13 protein-coding genes, 2 tRNA genes and 1 pseudogene are annotated in these 14,660 nt (G+C 65.0%); 8 read left to right on the top strand and 8 right to left on the bottom strand.

The genetic code is table 11. The features are described 5' to 3' along the window. Positions 1 to 47: 47 nt before the first annotated feature. A complete protein-coding gene (locus RS027_RS04080) occupies positions 48 to 1,307 on the bottom strand; it encodes a M20/M25/M40 family metallo-hydrolase (RefSeq protein WP_311954620.1) in 1,260 nt (419 codons plus the stop codon). A 251-nt stretch (positions 1,308 to 1,558) separates the two neighbouring features. Here RS027_RS04080 and RS027_RS04085 point away from each other — a divergent pair, with 251 nt between their 5' ends. From RS027_RS04085 to RS027_RS04095, 3 genes are all read left to right on the top strand, one after another. Next, complete coding sequence (locus RS027_RS04085; protein WP_311954623.1) at positions 1,559 to 3,022, top strand: sodium-dependent transporter; 1,464 nt, start codon at positions 1,559 to 1,561, stop codon at positions 3,020 to 3,022. Positions 3,023 to 3,170: 148 nt separating this feature from the next. Next, positions 3,171 to 4,067 (top strand): alpha/beta fold hydrolase, encoded by an 897-nt coding sequence (locus RS027_RS04090; protein WP_311954653.1) that lies wholly within the window; start codon positions 3,171 to 3,173, stop codon positions 4,065 to 4,067. A 6-nt stretch (positions 4,068 to 4,073) separates the two neighbouring features. After that, entirely contained in the window at positions 4,074 to 5,099 is a 1,026-nt protein-coding gene (locus RS027_RS04095) for a patatin-like phospholipase family protein (RefSeq protein ID WP_311954626.1), read from the top strand. Here RS027_RS04095 and RS027_RS04100 read toward each other — a convergent pair. Next, on the bottom strand, positions 5,096 to 5,683 hold the full coding sequence (locus RS027_RS04100; RefSeq protein ID WP_311954628.1) for a Smr/MutS family protein: 588 nt from the start codon (positions 5,681 to 5,683) through the stop codon (positions 5,096 to 5,098). The genes RS027_RS04095 and RS027_RS04100 overlap by 4 nt on opposite strands. 169 nt (positions 5,684 to 5,852) lie before the next feature. On the opposite strand from RS027_RS04100, the gene prmB reads away from it, so the two are divergent. Beyond that, on the top strand, positions 5,853 to 6,815 hold the full coding sequence (gene prmB, locus RS027_RS04105) for a 50S ribosomal protein L3 N(5)-glutamine methyltransferase (RefSeq protein WP_311954656.1): 963 nt from the start codon (positions 5,853 to 5,855) through the stop codon (positions 6,813 to 6,815). Between the two features lie 13 nt (positions 6,816 to 6,828). Then, positions 6,829 to 7,896 (top strand): chorismate synthase, encoded by a 1,068-nt coding sequence (gene aroC / locus RS027_RS04110; protein ID WP_311954631.1) that lies wholly within the window; start codon positions 6,829 to 6,831, stop codon positions 7,894 to 7,896. On the opposite strand, the gene lnt is transcribed toward aroC, so the two are convergent. The 5 genes from lnt to miaB all read right to left on the bottom strand — a co-directional run bounded on the left by lnt (position 7,893) and on the right by miaB (position 13,607). After that, on the bottom strand, positions 7,893 to 9,407 hold the full coding sequence (gene lnt, locus RS027_RS04115; RefSeq protein ID WP_311954633.1) for an apolipoprotein N-acyltransferase: 1,515 nt from the start codon (positions 9,405 to 9,407) through the stop codon (positions 7,893 to 7,895). The two genes, aroC and lnt, sit on opposite strands and share 4 nt — an antisense overlap. Positions 9,408 to 9,433: 26 nt before the next feature. Then, positions 9,434 to 10,315, bottom strand: a complete 882-nt coding sequence (locus tag RS027_RS04120) for a CorC family transporter (RefSeq protein WP_311954636.1) — start codon at positions 10,313 to 10,315, stop codon at positions 9,434 to 9,436. A 73-nt stretch (positions 10,316 to 10,388) separates the two neighbouring features. Continuing rightward, positions 10,389 to 10,889, bottom strand: a complete 501-nt coding sequence (gene ybeY / locus RS027_RS04125; RefSeq protein ID WP_311954639.1) for an rRNA maturation RNase YbeY — start codon at positions 10,887 to 10,889, stop codon at positions 10,389 to 10,391. Continuing rightward, a complete protein-coding gene (locus tag RS027_RS04130; protein WP_311954643.1) occupies positions 10,886 to 11,950 on the bottom strand; it encodes a PhoH family protein in 1,065 nt (354 codons plus the stop codon). The genes ybeY and RS027_RS04130 overlap by 4 nt, the downstream gene beginning before the upstream one ends. A 97-nt stretch (positions 11,951 to 12,047) precedes the next feature. Further along, complete coding sequence (gene miaB / locus RS027_RS04135) at positions 12,048 to 13,607, bottom strand: tRNA (N6-isopentenyl adenosine(37)-C2)-methylthiotransferase MiaB (RefSeq protein WP_311954660.1); 1,560 nt, start codon at positions 13,605 to 13,607, stop codon at positions 12,048 to 12,050. Here miaB and RS027_RS04140 point away from each other — a divergent pair. Both RS027_RS04140 and RS027_RS04145 read left to right on the top strand, forming a co-directional pair. Then, a tRNA-Asn gene (locus RS027_RS04140) sits at positions 13,566 to 13,641 on the top strand. The genes miaB and RS027_RS04140 overlap by 42 nt on opposite strands. A 24-nt stretch (positions 13,642 to 13,665) precedes the next feature. Beyond that, a tRNA-Asn gene (locus RS027_RS04145) sits at positions 13,666 to 13,741 on the top strand. Positions 13,742 to 13,988: 247 nt separating this feature from the next. On the opposite strand, the gene RS027_RS04150 is transcribed toward RS027_RS04145, so the two are convergent. Beyond that, positions 13,989 to 14,387, bottom strand: coding sequence for a PepSY domain-containing protein (locus RS027_RS04150; protein WP_311950635.1), 399 nt, complete (start codon positions 14,385 to 14,387; stop codon positions 13,989 to 13,991). A gap of 175 nt (positions 14,388 to 14,562) precedes the next feature. Between RS027_RS04150 and RS027_RS04155 the strand changes: the two are divergent. Beyond that, positions 14,563 to 14,660, top strand: a pseudogene (locus tag RS027_RS04155) (IS5/IS1182 family transposase); the annotation flags it as partial.

Below are 14,660 nucleotides of genomic sequence, written 5' to 3' on the forward strand. Positions count from 1 at the left end.
GCTAACTTTAACCCTCGGGAAAGCCGCGGCGGCGCCTTGCCCGGGGCTTATTCCTCGTCTTCCTCATCGCTTTGCGGCGCTTCGCTGCCCTGGTGGCCAAGGGGCCGGGCGTTATCCAGCCGCGGGTGGTTATCCAAAAAGGCGCGGTCGAGGTCGGGCATTTTGTCCAGCGCCTGAATGGTATGGGTCAGGGCGTGGACGGCGGCGAGCACGTCGCCGGTGTTGCCGGTTTCCGAGATGGTGTGCATGTTGCGGATGGGAAAGCCGATGGAGGTTGCCGCGCAGTCGACGCTTGCCAGCACCCCGGCCATGCCGTCGGTGCCGGTATCCACGCCGACGATGTCGCGCTGCAGCGGAATGTCGTGTTCGCCGGCGGCCTGGGCAATCACGCGGTTGAGCTGTTCGCTGGCGATCGAGCCCACCGACATGGTGAAGCCCTTGCCCATTTCCAGCGGCTGCATGCGCTTGTCGCCGATGCCCGGCGCGGCCACATAGTCGTGGTTGACGTCAACGCCGATCAGCGCGTCGGGCTTGAGCTCGCCGGCCAGCACCCGGCTGCCGAAGCGGCCGATTTCCTCGTAGCTGGCGATGGCGAACATCACCCGCACCTGCTCGGTACCGCCGGCCTCGGCGATCAGCCTTGCCACTTCGGCCGTAGCAAAGCAGCCCAGGCCGTTATCCAGGTAGGCGCCGTAGAAGGTGTCCGGGCTGAAGCCTTCGCGGATCGGGCGGTTGAAGATGATCGAATCGCCCGGGCGTACGCCGAGGTTTTCCACCTGCTGCTTCTTGTTGTCGCCGTGGATCTGCAGGTCGAGATAGATCTGTTCTTTCTTGATGCCCTTGTCGCCGGTGCGCTGGGCCGGATCGGAAAAGTGGATGGCGCCCAGCGCTTCCACCGTGCCGCCCTCCAGGCAGCGGTATTCGCCGGGTTTTTCCGGGTCTTCGCTGAACAGCTTGACCTCGTGGCCGATGAGCACCGTGGGCAAGAACGAGTCGGTGTTGATCCAGACCTTGCCGTCCTCGCCGATGGAGCGCACCTGCATGCGGATCTTGTCGGCGTGGCCGATGAGCATCAGCTTGAACATGTCGTCGCGCCCGGGGTGGGTATCGAGCACCACGCCGGCGTTGCCCTTGAACTGATGCAGGTGCCAGCCGTTGGGTGCAAAGCTTTCGAAGTGTGGCTTGAGCACGCCGTAGGTCATGGCGGCTTCCAGACCCACGGGGCTGGGGGCGGCGAGGATGTCGCGCATCAGGGAAAACTGCGCGTCGGGCATGGGCTGTTTCCAGGGGGCTTGGGTCTGACTCATGGTGACTCCTTATTCCGGGTGAGTCCGGATGGGCGCGCCGGCGGTGCCGGCCGTTGTATGGCAGATGCTGTATGGCAAGTATGGCATGACCTGCCAAGCCTCATCTGTGATAACAGATGGGGGCGTAAAAGGCAGAACCCAAGGCGGGGCAGGTGGTGGGCCATAGGCGGGGCGCTACGGGTGGGGTAAAATCGCCTACAATACGGCGCACAGGCCATGGCCGGGAAACGGACGCAAATAACGGAGTATCCATGACGACGTCACAACAACCACGCGCGCAGTGGCTGGGCCGCTGGGGCTTTCTACTCGCGGCCACCGGCTCGGCGGTGGGGCTGGGGAACATCTGGAAATTTCCCTATATTACCGGTGAATTCGGCGGTGGCGCTTTTGTGCTGGTCTATCTGGTGTGCATATTCGCCGTGGGCGTGCCGGTGATGATGACCGAGATTGCCCTTGGGCGGCGCGGGCGCGGCAGTCCCGTGGATGCCATCCGCCGCGTGGTGAACGAGTCCGGGAGCGGCTCGGTGTGGGCGCTGGTGGGCTGGATGGGCATGCTTTGCGGCTTCATGGTGCTGTCGTTTTACGTGGTGGTGGCCGGCTGGTCGTTCGCCTACGTGTGGAAGATGCTCACCGGCGGCATCAGCGGCTCAAGCGTGGACGACATGGTGGCGGTATTTACCGCCAACAACCAGAATCCGCTCAGCCTCGGGTTCTGGAGTACGCTGGTGACCGTGGCCACCATGTTCATCGTCGGCAAGGGCGTCCAGAAAGGCATCGAAAGAAGCGTCGGCTGGATGATGCCGGGGCTGGTGCTGATGCTGCTGGTGCTGATTGTTTACGGGCTGTTTTCCGGCGGTTTCGGTGAGGCGGTGCGCTTTCTGTTTGCCTTTGACGCCGGCAGCCTGTCAAGTGCAGGGATGCTGGCGGCGCTGGGGCACGCCTTTTTTACCCTGTCGCTTGCCTCCGGCGCGATTCTGACCTACGGCAGCTACCTGCCCAAAAGCGCCTCTATCGGGCGCACCGCCATCGGTGTGGCCATTGCCGATACCATTGTGGCGCTGATGGCGGGGCTGGCCATTTTCCCGGCGATTTTCGCCAACGGCATGGACCCGGGCGAAGGCCCGGGGCTGATCTTCATGAGCCTGCCGCTGGCGTTTCAGTCGATGCCTTTTGGCACCCTGTTCGGGGTGCTGTTCTTTATCATGCTGTCCATGGCCGCGCTGACGTCGTCGATCTCGATGATCGAGGCCACGCTCTCCTGGCTGTGCGACAATAAGGGGCTGTCGCGCCCCCAGGCCGCCTGGAGCGCGGGTATCGCGCTGTGGCTGGTCAGCACCCTTGCCATGCTGTCGTTTAACGTCGGCGCCGACTGGACGCTTCTGGGCAGAAACTTCTTTGACTGGCTCGACTATCTGACGTCGCGCTTTTTGATGCCGCTGGGCGGGCTTGGCATGGTAGTGCTGGCGGGATTTGTGCTCAAAAGCCAAACGTTTCGCGACGAGCTTTCGCTGCCGCCGGCACTCTATGCCGCCTGGCTTTTTATGGTGCGCTACGTAAGCCCCTTGGGCATCGTGGTGATCTTTATCAACGCGCTGGGGCTTTATCAGGTATCGCTTGCCGCGGACTGGCCGTGGCTGCTGGGCATTCTGGTGGCCATGGTGGTGGCCGGCGAGGCGTTGAGCCCAAGGCTTGGCCGGGCGCCGGCAGCGCGCTAGCGCAAAAGCCAGGCGGCCACCGCCAACGCGGCAATCACGGCGATGAAAAAGACCCGGTTGCGGGCGGCGGTATCGCGGCGTGGCTTCATGACGAGCTCCTTGAGGATGGATGACAATGAACAGCACGATGGTGCAAGACAGTGCCGGCATGGTAGACGCTGGCGCGGCGGACGTCACTTCGCTTTCGCTGGCCGAGGGTCGGGTGGCGGCGCTTGCCTGGGGGCGCGAGCAGGCGCCGGTGTGGCTGGCGCTGCACGGCTGGCTGGATAACGCCGCGAGCTTCTCGCGCCTGGGGCCGCTGCTCGCCGAGAGGCTGGATATACGCCTGGTGGCGCTGGATTTTCGTGGCCACGGCCTGTCCGCCGCCAATGAAGGCGCCACCGACGACTACGCCCTCTGGGACTACGGCCACGACGTGCTCGACGCTATGGACACCCTGGGGCTCGACGACGCCGTGCTGGTCGGACACTCCATGGGCGCGGCGGTGGCCTGTCTGCTGGCCGCCGCGCTGCCCGAAAGGGTGCGCCGGCTGGTGCTGATCGACGGTTTGGGGATGCTCTCCACCGCCGCCGAAGATACCGCCTCCCAGCTGCGCCGCGGTTTTCTTGCCCACCGCATGCGCGCGTCGCGCATGCCCGGCTATGCGGACGTGGAAAGCGCCGTTGCCGCCCGGGTGGCCGGCGGCGTCACGCCCATCGACGCCGATACCGCCGCGCCGCTGGTCGAGCGCAACAGCCGCCGGCTGGAAGACGGGCGTGTGACCCTGCGTACTGACAGCCGGCTGCTCAAGCCCTCGCCGGTGCGCTTTACCCCGGCCCAGGTGCTGGCGCTGCTGGCCGATATTCGCTGCCCGGTGCAGCTGGTGGAGGGCGATGAGGGCATTCTCGGCGAGCGCGCCTTTGCGGCAAAGGCCCGGGGAGCGGTGCCTGACCTCACCCGCCATGTGGTGCCCGGCGGGCATCATCTGCATCTGGAACGCGACCGCGTTGACGCCGTGGCCGACGCGGTCGTCAACGGCTGCCCGGTCGGCAAGGCGGTGAGCTAAGGCGTCATGAGCGAACAAGCGAAGGCCAGCCGGTGCAAGGTGGCGCTGGTGCTGGGCAGCGGCGGGGCCCGGGGCTATGCCCACATCGGCGTGATCGACGCCCTGGAAGCCCGGGGGTTTGAGATCGTCTCCATCGCCGGCTGCTCGATGGGGGCGCTGGTCGGCGGCATCTACGCCGCGGGCAAGCTGCCCGAGTATCGCAAGTGGGTGAGCCAGCTGGACTACCTGGACGTGCTGCGGCTGGTGGACGTGACCTGGAGCCCCATGGGTGCCATGCGCGCCGACAAGGTAATGGACAAGCTGGACGCCATGATCCACGGCATCCGCCTGGAAGAGCTGCCGATTCCGGTGACCACGGTGGCCACCGACCTGATACGCCAGCGCGAGGTGTGGTTTCAGAACGGCCCGCTGCTTCGCGCCATTCGCGCCTCCATTGCCGTGCCCGGGGTGATTACGCCGGTGAACCTGGGCGATCAGGTGCTGGTGGACGGCGGCCTGCTCAATCCGCTGCCGCTGATGCCGGTGCTGGCCGCCCACGAAGCGGATATCGTGGTGGCGGTCAACGCCACGGCCCATAGCGCCCGGGCGGTCACGCTCGAAGAGATGCTGCCGGAAAGACCCGCCGAGCGGGTGGTGGACATGAGCGAAAATGCCCAGGTGGTCAGCCGCTGGGTGGGCGAGGTGCGCGCAGCGACCCGCCGCCTGTGGCAGGGGCTTGGCAGCCTCGGCGGCGAGAGGAGCGACGACGATGCCGAGGCGCGGGGCAAGCGCGAATGGGGCAAGCTGGACATGATCCTTGAATCCTTCGACATTACCCAGGCCGCGCTTGCCAAGTACAAGATTGCCGGCTACCCGCCCGACGTGCTGATCGACGTGCCCAAGACCGTGTGCAGCGCCTACGAGTTTCACCGCGCGGAGGATCTGATCCGGCTGGGACGCCACCTGGGCGACGACGCCCTGAAGCATCATCTAAGCAGCGACGCCCGCGCGCAGCTGCCCTGCGCCGACGACCCGCCGGTCGGCGGCGACTAGCCGCGGCCGGGCTTTTTCAGCAGCACGTAAAGGGCGCCGGTGCCGCCGTCGGCGTCCGTCGCCGAGCAGAACGCCAGCACGCCGGGCCACTCTCGCAGCCAGGCGTTGGTGTGGCTTTTGAGTACGGGAAAGTCCGCGGTGGCGCCCCAGGCCTTGCCGTGAACCACGATCACGCAGCGCAGCCCCCGGGCAGAGGCGTCGCGCAGGAAGCTTTCAAGCTCCAGGCGGGCCTCTTCCAGGGTATAGCCGTGCAGATCAAGCCCCGCCTGCCAGGCCGTCCGGCCGCGCTTCAGCTGGCTCAGGGTGCGCCAGGGCAGGTCCGGCAGCGAGAATTCCAGATATTCCGAGGGGCGCACGGCCTCGACCCGGCCGTCCGAGGTGCGCCCGGTGGCGTTCAGCGTCTGGCTCTCGACCGCTGCCTTGCGCCGCGCCGCCTTGTCGGCAATCGCCGGTTTGGGTTTGCCGGTATCCGCGCGGTTGGTGTTCAGGCGTCGCACCCCGGCGGCTTCGAGCGCCTGGCGAAAGGCGTTGAAGTCATCGTCATGAGGCGGGTCGTCGTCGGGCAGGTGGCGGCGGCGGTTCATGGCAGGCTCGGCGTCCAAAGGGCAAATCGCAGGAAAATGTCTCGCAAGGGGCACAGTATAGCGTGACAGGCGCCGCTGTGAACCGGCCGGCGCGAAAGGTACAATCAACGCTTTGCCGCGCGCTAATGCTATCGCCATCTTGACCGCCCGAGGAGTCATCGTGACCCGCCTGCCCTCTGCTGCCCGCCATACGCCCCGCTTCGCCTCGACGCTTGCCCAGTCCGACGCCGCGCTTGCCGCCGGGCTGCCCCGGCTGCGCGACTGCGTGCGCTGGGTGACCAGTGAGTTTCATCTGGCCGGGCTCTACTACGGCCACGGTACGGACTCCGCCTGGGACGAAGCCGTGGCGCTGACGCTTGGCGCGCTGCATCTGCCCTGGGACGTGGACCCGGCGGTGCTCGACGCCACGCTACTGCCCGTGGAGCGAGCGCGCATCGTGGCGCTGGCACGCAAGCGAATCACCCGCCGCGAGCCGCTGGCCTATCTGCTGGGCGAGGCGTTTTTCGCCGGCCTGGCGTTCAACGTCGACGAGCGCGTGCTGATCCCGCGCTCGCCGATTGCCGAGCTCATCGAAGACGGTTTCAGCGCCTTTTTTGGCGACGAGCCGCCGGCCCGGGTACTGGACCTGTGTACCGGCTCGGGCTGCATCGGCATCGCCACCGCGCAGTATCTGCCGACCTGCGAAGTAACGCTGACCGATCTCAGCCGGGAAGCGCTGGCGGTGGCGAAGGAAAACATCACCCGCCACGACGTCGGCGACCGGGTTCGCGCGGTGGAAGCCGACGTCTTTGACGGCCTGGCCGGGCAGCGCTTCGAGCTGATCGTCGCCAACCCGCCCTACGTCGATGCCTGGGATCTGGCCACCATGCCGGCGGAGTTTCGCCACGAGCCTGCGCTTGCGCTGGGGGCAGGCCGCGACGGCCTGGACATCGTTCGGCGCATGCTGCGCGAGGCGCGCGGCTATCTGACCGACGACGGCTGGCTGATCGTGGAAGTCGGCAACTCTGATCGCCACCTGGAAGCGGCCTTTCCCGACGTGCCCTTCATGTGGCTGGAATTCGAGCGCGGCGGGCAGGGCGTGTTTGCGCTCTCCGCCGCTGAACTCGACGCCCGTGCGGCGTCTTTCGCGTGAGGACATAACGCCCATGTCAGGCAATACCTTTGGCAAACTGTTTACCGTGACCACCTTCGGCGAAAGCCACGGCGAGGCCCTTGGCGCCATTATCGACGGCTGCCCGCCGGGGACACCGCTGTGCGAGGAGGATTTGCAGCGCGACCTTGACCGCCGCCGGCCGGGCAGCTCGCGCCATACCACCCAGCGCCGGGAAGCCGACCGGGTGCGGATCCTTTCCGGCGTGTTCGAAGGCGAAACCACCGGCACGCCCATCGGCCTTTTGATCGAAAACACCGACCAGCGCTCAAAGGACTACTCGAAGATCAAGGACCAGTTCCGTCCGGCCCACGCCGACTACACCTATCACCACAAGTACGGCCGCCGGGACTACCGCGGCGGCGGACGCTCAAGCGCCCGGGAAACCGCCATGCGCGTGGCCGCCGGCGCCATCGCCAAGAAATACCTGGCCGCCCGGGGCGTGGTGATCCGCGGCTACATGAGCAGGCTTGGGCCGCTGGAGATTGCCTTCAACGACTGGGACGCCGTGGAGCAGAACGCGTTTTTCTGCCCCGATGCCGAGCGCGTGCCCGAGCTTGAGGCGTTTATGGATCAGCTGCGCCGGGATCAGGATTCCGCGGGCGCGGAAATTACCGTGATCGCCGAAGGCGTGCCGGTGGGCCTGGGCGAGCCGGTGTTTGACCGCCTGGATGCCGACATCGCCCACGCCCTGATGGGCATCAACGCGGTGAAGGGGGTCGAAATCGGCGCGGGATTTGCGGCGGTCAGCCAGCGCGGCAGCGAACACCGCGATGAAATGACTCCGGGCGACGGCTTTTTGACCAACAACGCCGGCGGCGTGCTGGGCGGTATTTCCAGCGGCCAGCCGGTGGTGGCCCGGCTGGCGCTGAAGCCCACCTCCAGCATTACCACCCCCGGGCGCTCGGTGAACGTCCAGGGCGAGGCCGTCGAGGTGGTGACCAAGGGCCGCCACGACCCCTGCGTGGGCATCCGCGCCACGCCCATTGCCGAGGCCATGCTGGCGCTTGTGCTGATGGATCACTGGCTGCGTCAGCGCGGCCAGAACGGCGAGGTGGGCTAGCGCCGCGAGCTGTCCGGACCGGCGGGCGCCCGACGCCGGCGCACAAGGCCCGGTATCACCAGCGCGCCGGCCAGCAGCCAGGCCGGCCAGCTGCCGAGCCGGGTAAAGGGCGTAAGCCCTTCCATGGCGTAAAATTCGCCGGTGAGGCTGGCGGTTTCAAACTGTGGCGCCCGGGCTTCGACCTTGCCCTGAGGGTTGATGATGGCGGTAATGCCGTTGCTGGTAGCGCGCAGCACGTAGCGGCCGTTTTCCCGGGCGCGCAGCCGCGCCATCTGCAGGTGCTGGTGGGGGCCGATGGAGCCGCCGAACCAGGTGTCGTTGGAGACGGTAATCAGCGCGTCGCTGTGCCGGGCGCGCTCGGCGACCAGCTGGGGATAGATGATTTCGTAGCAGATGGCGTTGCCCAGCGCCGTCCCCGCGGCGCGCATGGGCGCCTGCTCGCTGGCGCCGGAGGCAAAGGTCGACATCGGCAGGTCAAAAAAGTCGATGGTGCCGCGTAGCACGCTTTCCAGCGGCAGGTATTCGCCAAAGGGGACCAGGTGTTCTTTCTGGTAGCTGCCCTTAACGTCGCCCACCCCGACCACGCTGTTGAAGTACTGCCCGGCCTCGTTGCGCTGGACGATGCCGGTCATCAGCGCGGTATCCGGCGCCAGGTTGGCCTGCACCCGGGAAAGCACGGCCCGGGCGTCGCCCTCGGCCATGGGCAGCGCGGTTTCCGGCCACAGGATCAGATCGACGTCATCCTCGACTTGCCGGGTCAGCCTGGCGTAGGTGTTGGCGGCTTCGCGCTGGCCTTCGGCCGTCCACTTGGTCAGCTGGGAAAGGTTGCCCTGAAGAAGGGCAACCCGGGTGGGCTCGGCGTCGGCCCGGTGCGTCCACTGGCCGGGCAGGGCGAGCGGCACAAGCCAGATGGCGGCAAGGGGCGCTACCGCCCAGACGCGGCGGTAGAGCGCGAGCTCGGCCAGCAGAGTGCCGCTGAGAGCGACCAGCAGCGAGAGGAGGTAAACCCCGCCCACCGGGGCAAAGCCTGCAAGCGGCGAGTCCACGTGGCTTGAGCCCAGCAGCAGCCAGGGAAAGCCGGTAAACAGGTAGGTGCGCAGCACCTCGCCCAGCACCCAGATGCCGGCAAAGCTTAAAAACGCCAGCCGCGGCGTGAAAAACCGCCGGTAAAGCCACAGCGTCGCGGCAAAGAACAGCGCCAGCACGGCGACGAACAGCGCGGTGAGAAACACCGCCAGCGGCACGCCGGTATAGCCGTAGTCGTGGATCGAGACGTAGACCCAGGACGTGCCGCTGGCAAAGAGTCCCACGCCGTAGAGCCACCCCTTGAGCGCCGCCTGGAAAGGCGTCAGGCGGTAGAGGCCGGTGTACACCAGCGCGATGGCCACGGGGGCCAGCCACCAGAGGTAAAACGGCGAAGCGGTCAGGGTGGTGAACACGCCGGCGATCAGCGCAGCCACAAGCTGGCCGTAAAGGGCCAGCGGGTGACGGCTAACAAGGGGGTCCTTCATCAAGCGGTATCCTGTGCAAACGCCGGTCAGGCGTCGGGAGAGGCGGGGGTATCGCCCGGGTCGGGCGCGACTTCGATCAGGCGGATGCGGCGGTTGTCGGCGTTGAGCACGGTAAAGCAGTAGCCGCCAATGCAGGTCTGTTCGCCGCGCCGGGGCAGGTGGCCGAACTGCTGCATCACCAGTCCGCCCAGGGTATCGAACTCGTCGTCGCTGAAGCCGGTGTCAAAGCGCGCGTTGAAGTCGTCGATGGGGGTCAGCGCGCGCACCGCAAAGCGGCCGTCGTCGAGCGGGCGGATATCGTCGTCTTCGTCGGTGTCGTGCTCGTCCTCGATATCGCCGACGATCTGCTCAAGAATATCCTCGATGGTGATGATGCCGGCGGTGCCGCCGTATTCGTCGACGACCACGGCCATGTGGTTGTGGGTGTCGCGAAACTCCTTGAGCAGGCTGTTCAGCCGTTTGGACTCGGGCACGAACATGGCCGGGCGCAGCACCTCGTCGAGCTTGAAGGTGTCGCGCTGCTGCTGGGGGCGCGAGAGCAGCGGCAGCAGATCCTTGGCCAGCAGCACCCCCTTGACGTCGTCGAGGTTGTCGCCGATGACCGGGTAGCGCGAATGGCCGGTTTCCTCGATCAGCGGCAGATAGCCCTCTACCGGCTGGTCGAGGGTGATGGCCACCACCCGGGAGCGCGGAATGAGTATTTCGCGCACCTGCTGGTCGCTGATATGCAGGGCGCCTTCGATGATCGTCAGGGCGTCCTGGTCCAGCTTGAGCCGCCCTGCGGTATCGCGCAGGAAAGCCATCAGCTCGTCGCGTGAATGCAGGTCGTCGCCGTCTCCGGAAAAGGCGCCAAAGAGCTTGCCCATCCAGTTTTTGGACGTTGACGTGCTCGATCGGTCGTCGCTCATGCGCGGGTTCCCTTGTGGTATCGCGTTGGATGATATCGCACGGGGGCCGTGCGACAGGGGCGATGGCATGACGTCAGCCGGCGGCGTAGGGGTCGGCAATACCGAACCCTGCGAGTATCTCGCGCTCCAGCTGCTCCATGACGTCGGCTTCATCGTCGTCAACATGATCATACCCCAGCAGGTGCAGGGTGCCATGTACCACCATATGGGCATAGTGATCGGCGAGCGCCTTGCGCTGGGCGTGCGCTTCGTCGGCTACCACGGCGTGGCAGATGACCAGATCCCCCAAGAGCCCCAGATGAATCCCGGGCGGCGCCTCGAACGGAAACGAGAGCACGTTGGTGGGCTTGTCCCGGCCGCGGTAGTCGCGGTTGAGCGACTGACTTTCCTCCGCCGTGACAAAGCGCACGGTGAGCTCGTTGCCGGGGCTGTCCGGGTGGTGCGCCAGCACGCCGCCGGCCCAGCGCGCAAGGGCCGGCTGGCCGGGAAGCGCGGCGTCTGCGGGGGCCGTGACCGCGACCTGGCGGTCGATGACGGCGCCGGGCGAGGGGACACTGCGTTGGGGCTGGCTCATAAGGAGCCGTCGCGGGCCCGGAGGCGTTCCTCGCGCTCCTGCTTGCGCTGTTCGTGGCGCCTGCGCTCCTCGGCTTCTTCCCGGGACTCGAACTCGTCGTAGGCCTCGATAATGCGCTGTACCAGCGGGTGGCGGACGACGTCCTTGGCGGCAAAGTGGGTGGTGCCGATGCCGGGGGTTTCCTTGAGCACGTCGAGCACCTGAATCAGCCCCGAGCGCTGGCCCTTGGGCAGGTCGACCTGGGTCACGTCGCCGGTGATCACCGCGGTGGAGCCAAAGCCGATCCGGGTGAGGAACATCTTCATCTGCTCGGGCGTGGTGTTCTGACTTTCATCCAGAATGATGTAGGCGTTGTTCAGCGTGCGCCCGCGCATGTAGGCCAGCGGCGCGATCTCGATGATCTGGCGCTCGATGAGCTTGGCGACCTGCTCAAAGCCGATCATCTCGTAGAGCGCGTCGTACAGCGGGCGCAGGTAGGGGTCGATCTTCTGGGCGAGATCGCCCGGTAGAAAGCCGAGTTTTTCCCCGGCTTCCACCGCCGGGCGCACCAGCAGAATGCGGCGCACTTCCTGCTGGTTGAGCGCTTCCACCGCGGCGGCTACGGCAAGATAGGTCTTGCCCGTACCCGCCGGGCCGATGCCGAAGTTGATGTCGTGTTCGCGCACGCTTGCGACGTAGCGCTGCTGATTGGCGCCGCGCGGCTTGATCACGGTGCGCGGCGTGCGGATCACGACGTCATCGTCGGGATCGCCGGCGTCTTCTTCTGCCAGCGCCTCGAGGCCGGATTCCTGCAGGAACAGGTGCACCGTATCGGCTTCCAGCTCGTGAGAGGCGGTCTCGCGATAGAGGTGCTCGAGCACGTTGGCCGCCGCCTTGATGCGGTTGGCGGCACCGGCCAGCTGAAAGACGTTGCCGCGATTGCGCAGGGTGATGTCCAGGCGGCTTTCGATCAGCTTCAGATGCTCATCCTGCTGGCCGCAAAGGCTCGCGAGCCGCTGGGGATCGTTGGGTTCGAGGCTTAGGGTGATGATGCGGTTGGCCTGAGATGATGGCTGGCTCAAGAGAGGAAAACCCGTCGGTTGTTAAATGTGACCCCAGCTTACTGCCCCGAACGGTGTCGGGGCAATTATGCCGGGGCAGGGGAGGCGCGAGGCCGGATCAGTAGCGTTCGGGTGAGGCCAGCTCGCCGCGCAGCGAGTTGGGCAGCGCCTCGACGACGTCGACGTCGACGAAATAGCCGATCAGCTCGGTGGGGTTGGCGGCGCGGAAGTTGACCACGCGGTTGTTCTCGGTGCGCCCGGAGAGCTCGCCGGGGTCCTTGGGCGAAAAGCCCGACACCAGAATCCGCTGGGTGGTGCCGACCATCCGCCGGCTGATCTGGCCGGCCTGCTGCAGAATGCGCTGCTGGAGAATGGCCAGGCGTTCCTTCTTCACGCTTTCCGGCGTTTCGTCCGGTAGGGAGGCGGCAGGGGTGCCCGGGCGAGCGGAGTAGACAAAGCTGAAGGAGTGATCAAAGCCGATGCGCCCGATCAGCTCCATGGTGTCGGTGAAGTCCTGCTCGGTTTCGCCGGGAAAGCCGATGATGAAGTCCGAAGAGAAGCTGATATCCGGGCGGTTGGCGCGGATGCGCTCCATCTTGTCGATGTACTCTTCCGCGGTATGCCCGCGCTTCATGGCGGCAAGGATGTTGTTGGCGCCGGACTGCACCGGCAGGTGCAGGTGGCTCACCAGCTCGGGAATCTCGGCAAACGCCTCGATCAGGCTGTCGCTGAATTCCACCGGGTGCGAGGTGGTGAAGCGGATGCGGTCGATGCCGTCGATGGCTGCCACGCTTGCGATCAGCTCGGCCAGGTCGATTTCATCGCCCAGGTCATCTTCACCGCGGTAGGCGTTGACGTTCTGGCCCAGCAGGTTGATTTCGCGCACGCCCTGGTCGGCCAGGTGCATGACTTCGTCGATGACCGCATCGAACGGACGCGAGACTTCTTCGCCCCGGGTGTAGGGCACCACGCAGAAGCTGCAGTACTTGGAGCAGCCTTCCATGATCGAGACAAAGGCCGTGGCGCCGTCGGCGTGGGGCTTGGGCAGGTGATCGAACTTCTCGATTTCGGGAAAGGTGACGTCCACCGCGGCGATCTGGTTGTCGCGGTGCTTGTCGAGCATGCCGGGCACCCGGTGCAGGGTCTGGGGGCCGAATACCATGTCGACCTGGGGGGCGCGCTTGCGCAGGGCCTCGCCTTCCTGGCTGGCCACGCAGCCGCCTACGCCAATCACCAGATTGGGATTGGCCTGCTTGAGTTTTTTCCAGCGTCCCAGCTGGTGAAACACCTTTTCCTGGGCCTTTTCCCGGATCGAGCAGGTATTGAGCAAAATGACGTCGGCATCCTGCTCGCTGTCGGTGAGCTCAAGCTGGTGCGACTCGCCGAGCATGTCCGCCATGCGCGCCGAGTCGTACTCGTTCATTTGGCAGCCGTGCGTTTTGATGAAAAGCTTCTTCGCCATCGGTACCTGTGATCTATGGGTCGTCAAGGGACGAGGATGAATGGTGGCGCGGCGCCGCCGCGTTTTGTGCCTGGGCACATTATACGGATACGGGCGGGGCTCTGCTAGCATCCGGCAAAACCGTACTTGACTCGCCGTGCGTGACGGGTATACTACGCAGCGTGTTTCAGCGGATCCCCGATAGCTCAGCCGGTAGAGCAAATGACTGTTAATCATTGGGTCGCAGGTTCGAATCCTGCTCGGGGAGCCAGACACATCGCACGCGCTGCACGATTCCCCGATAGCTCAGCCGGTAGAGCAAATGACTGTTAATCATTGGGTCGCAGGTTCGAATCCTGCTCGGGGAGCCAGCCACCGCGGTATTCAATCGATCCCCTTCGATTGCGAAGTTAACTACTCTGTCTTCTGTTACATCGTCGTCTCCTGACCACGGTTTTTCGCGTGTCTGTTTACTTTCTTCTCCCCGTTTTGCGTCGCACGCTGACGTTACCTGTCTGGTCGTCCCTATCAGCGATTAGCCCGATCGGCCAAGATTAACCTTGGCATTCCTGAGTATGTGTAGAGGCATCCGGGTAGGGTGAGACCAATTCTTCCAGATCATTTGTGTCCCTTGCCTGTGACACTTTCATGGCGGGTTCTTCTCTGCCTTTTTTCTGTGTCTTTCTCCGTGTTGGCGTTATCGATGCCGCCGCTGTAGAGGCCGTCGGGTATGACGGCGTCTTCTTTGAACTTTATTTCCAGTTCGCGCAGGCGCAGCGATGAAGGCATATAGTCGGCCTCGACTTTATTGCCGTGCCGGTCGAAGCCTTTGGCTTCGTAGCAGCCGTCATCAACCTTGATACGGCGCACTTCCCAGCCTTTATCTTCGAGCTGTTGGCGCAAGGCATCGCGCGGTTGCCAATCGGCTACCGGATCCTTGCAGCCATGGCTTGCCTGGACGATGTTCGCGATGAGCAGTGCGCAAAGCGTCGCGGTTGTTTGCCATAGAGTTTTCATGGTTATGATCCTCTGGGGCTGAGACATACGGTTACTGTAGCCTGCTATCCTGACAGCAGTCTGACACGGCGCCGGGGAATTTGAGGCTCGGACGGGCCGTCTCGTTCAGCTAGGGTGTGTTAACAATCATTAGTTTCGTTTAAACTGATTTAGTATTCATAGATTTTGGTGGGCCATGAGTCGGTTGAAGTTACGCGATGATCAGTGGGAGCGAATCGAGCACCTGCTCCCCGGCAAAGCCTCAGACTGTGGGGTAACTGCCAAGGACAATCG

It is taken from the genome of Halomonas garicola (assembly GCF_031935715.1).
Classification (GTDB): Bacteria; Pseudomonadota; Gammaproteobacteria; order Pseudomonadales; family Halomonadaceae; genus Vreelandella; species Vreelandella garicola.

Bases quoted from the DNA above. Each gene is read 5' to 3' on its own strand.
- RS027_RS04080 (WP_311954620.1), bottom strand. From the start codon at position 1,307: ATGAGTCAGACCCAAGCCCCCTGGAAACAGCCCATGCCCGACGCGCAG.
- RS027_RS04085 (WP_311954623.1), top strand. From the start codon at position 1,559: ATGACGACGTCACAACAACCACGCGCGCAGTGGCTGGGCCGCTGGGGC.
- RS027_RS04090 (WP_311954653.1), top strand. From the start codon at position 3,171: ATGGTAGACGCTGGCGCGGCGGACGTCACTTCGCTTTCGCTGGCCGAG.
- RS027_RS04095 (WP_311954626.1), top strand. From the start codon at position 4,074: ATGAGCGAACAAGCGAAGGCCAGCCGGTGCAAGGTGGCGCTGGTGCTG.
- RS027_RS04100 (WP_311954628.1), bottom strand. From the start codon at position 5,683: ATGAACCGCCGCCGCCACCTGCCCGACGACGACCCGCCTCATGACGAT.
- aroC (WP_311954631.1), top strand. From the start codon at position 6,829: ATGTCAGGCAATACCTTTGGCAAACTGTTTACCGTGACCACCTTCGGC.
- lnt (WP_311954633.1), bottom strand. From the start codon at position 9,407: ATGAAGGACCCCCTTGTTAGCCGTCACCCGCTGGCCCTTTACGGCCAG.
- RS027_RS04120 (WP_311954636.1), bottom strand. From the start codon at position 10,315: ATGAGCGACGACCGATCGAGCACGTCAACGTCCAAAAACTGGATGGGC.
- ybeY (WP_311954639.1), bottom strand. From the start codon at position 10,889: ATGAGCCAGCCCCAACGCAGTGTCCCCTCGCCCGGCGCCGTCATCGAC.
- miaB (WP_311954660.1), bottom strand. From the start codon at position 13,607: ATGATTAACAGTCATTTGCTCTACCGGCTGAGCTATCGGGGATCCGCT.
- RS027_RS04150 (WP_311950635.1), bottom strand. From the start codon at position 14,387: ATGAAAACTCTATGGCAAACAACCGCGACGCTTTGCGCACTGCTCATC.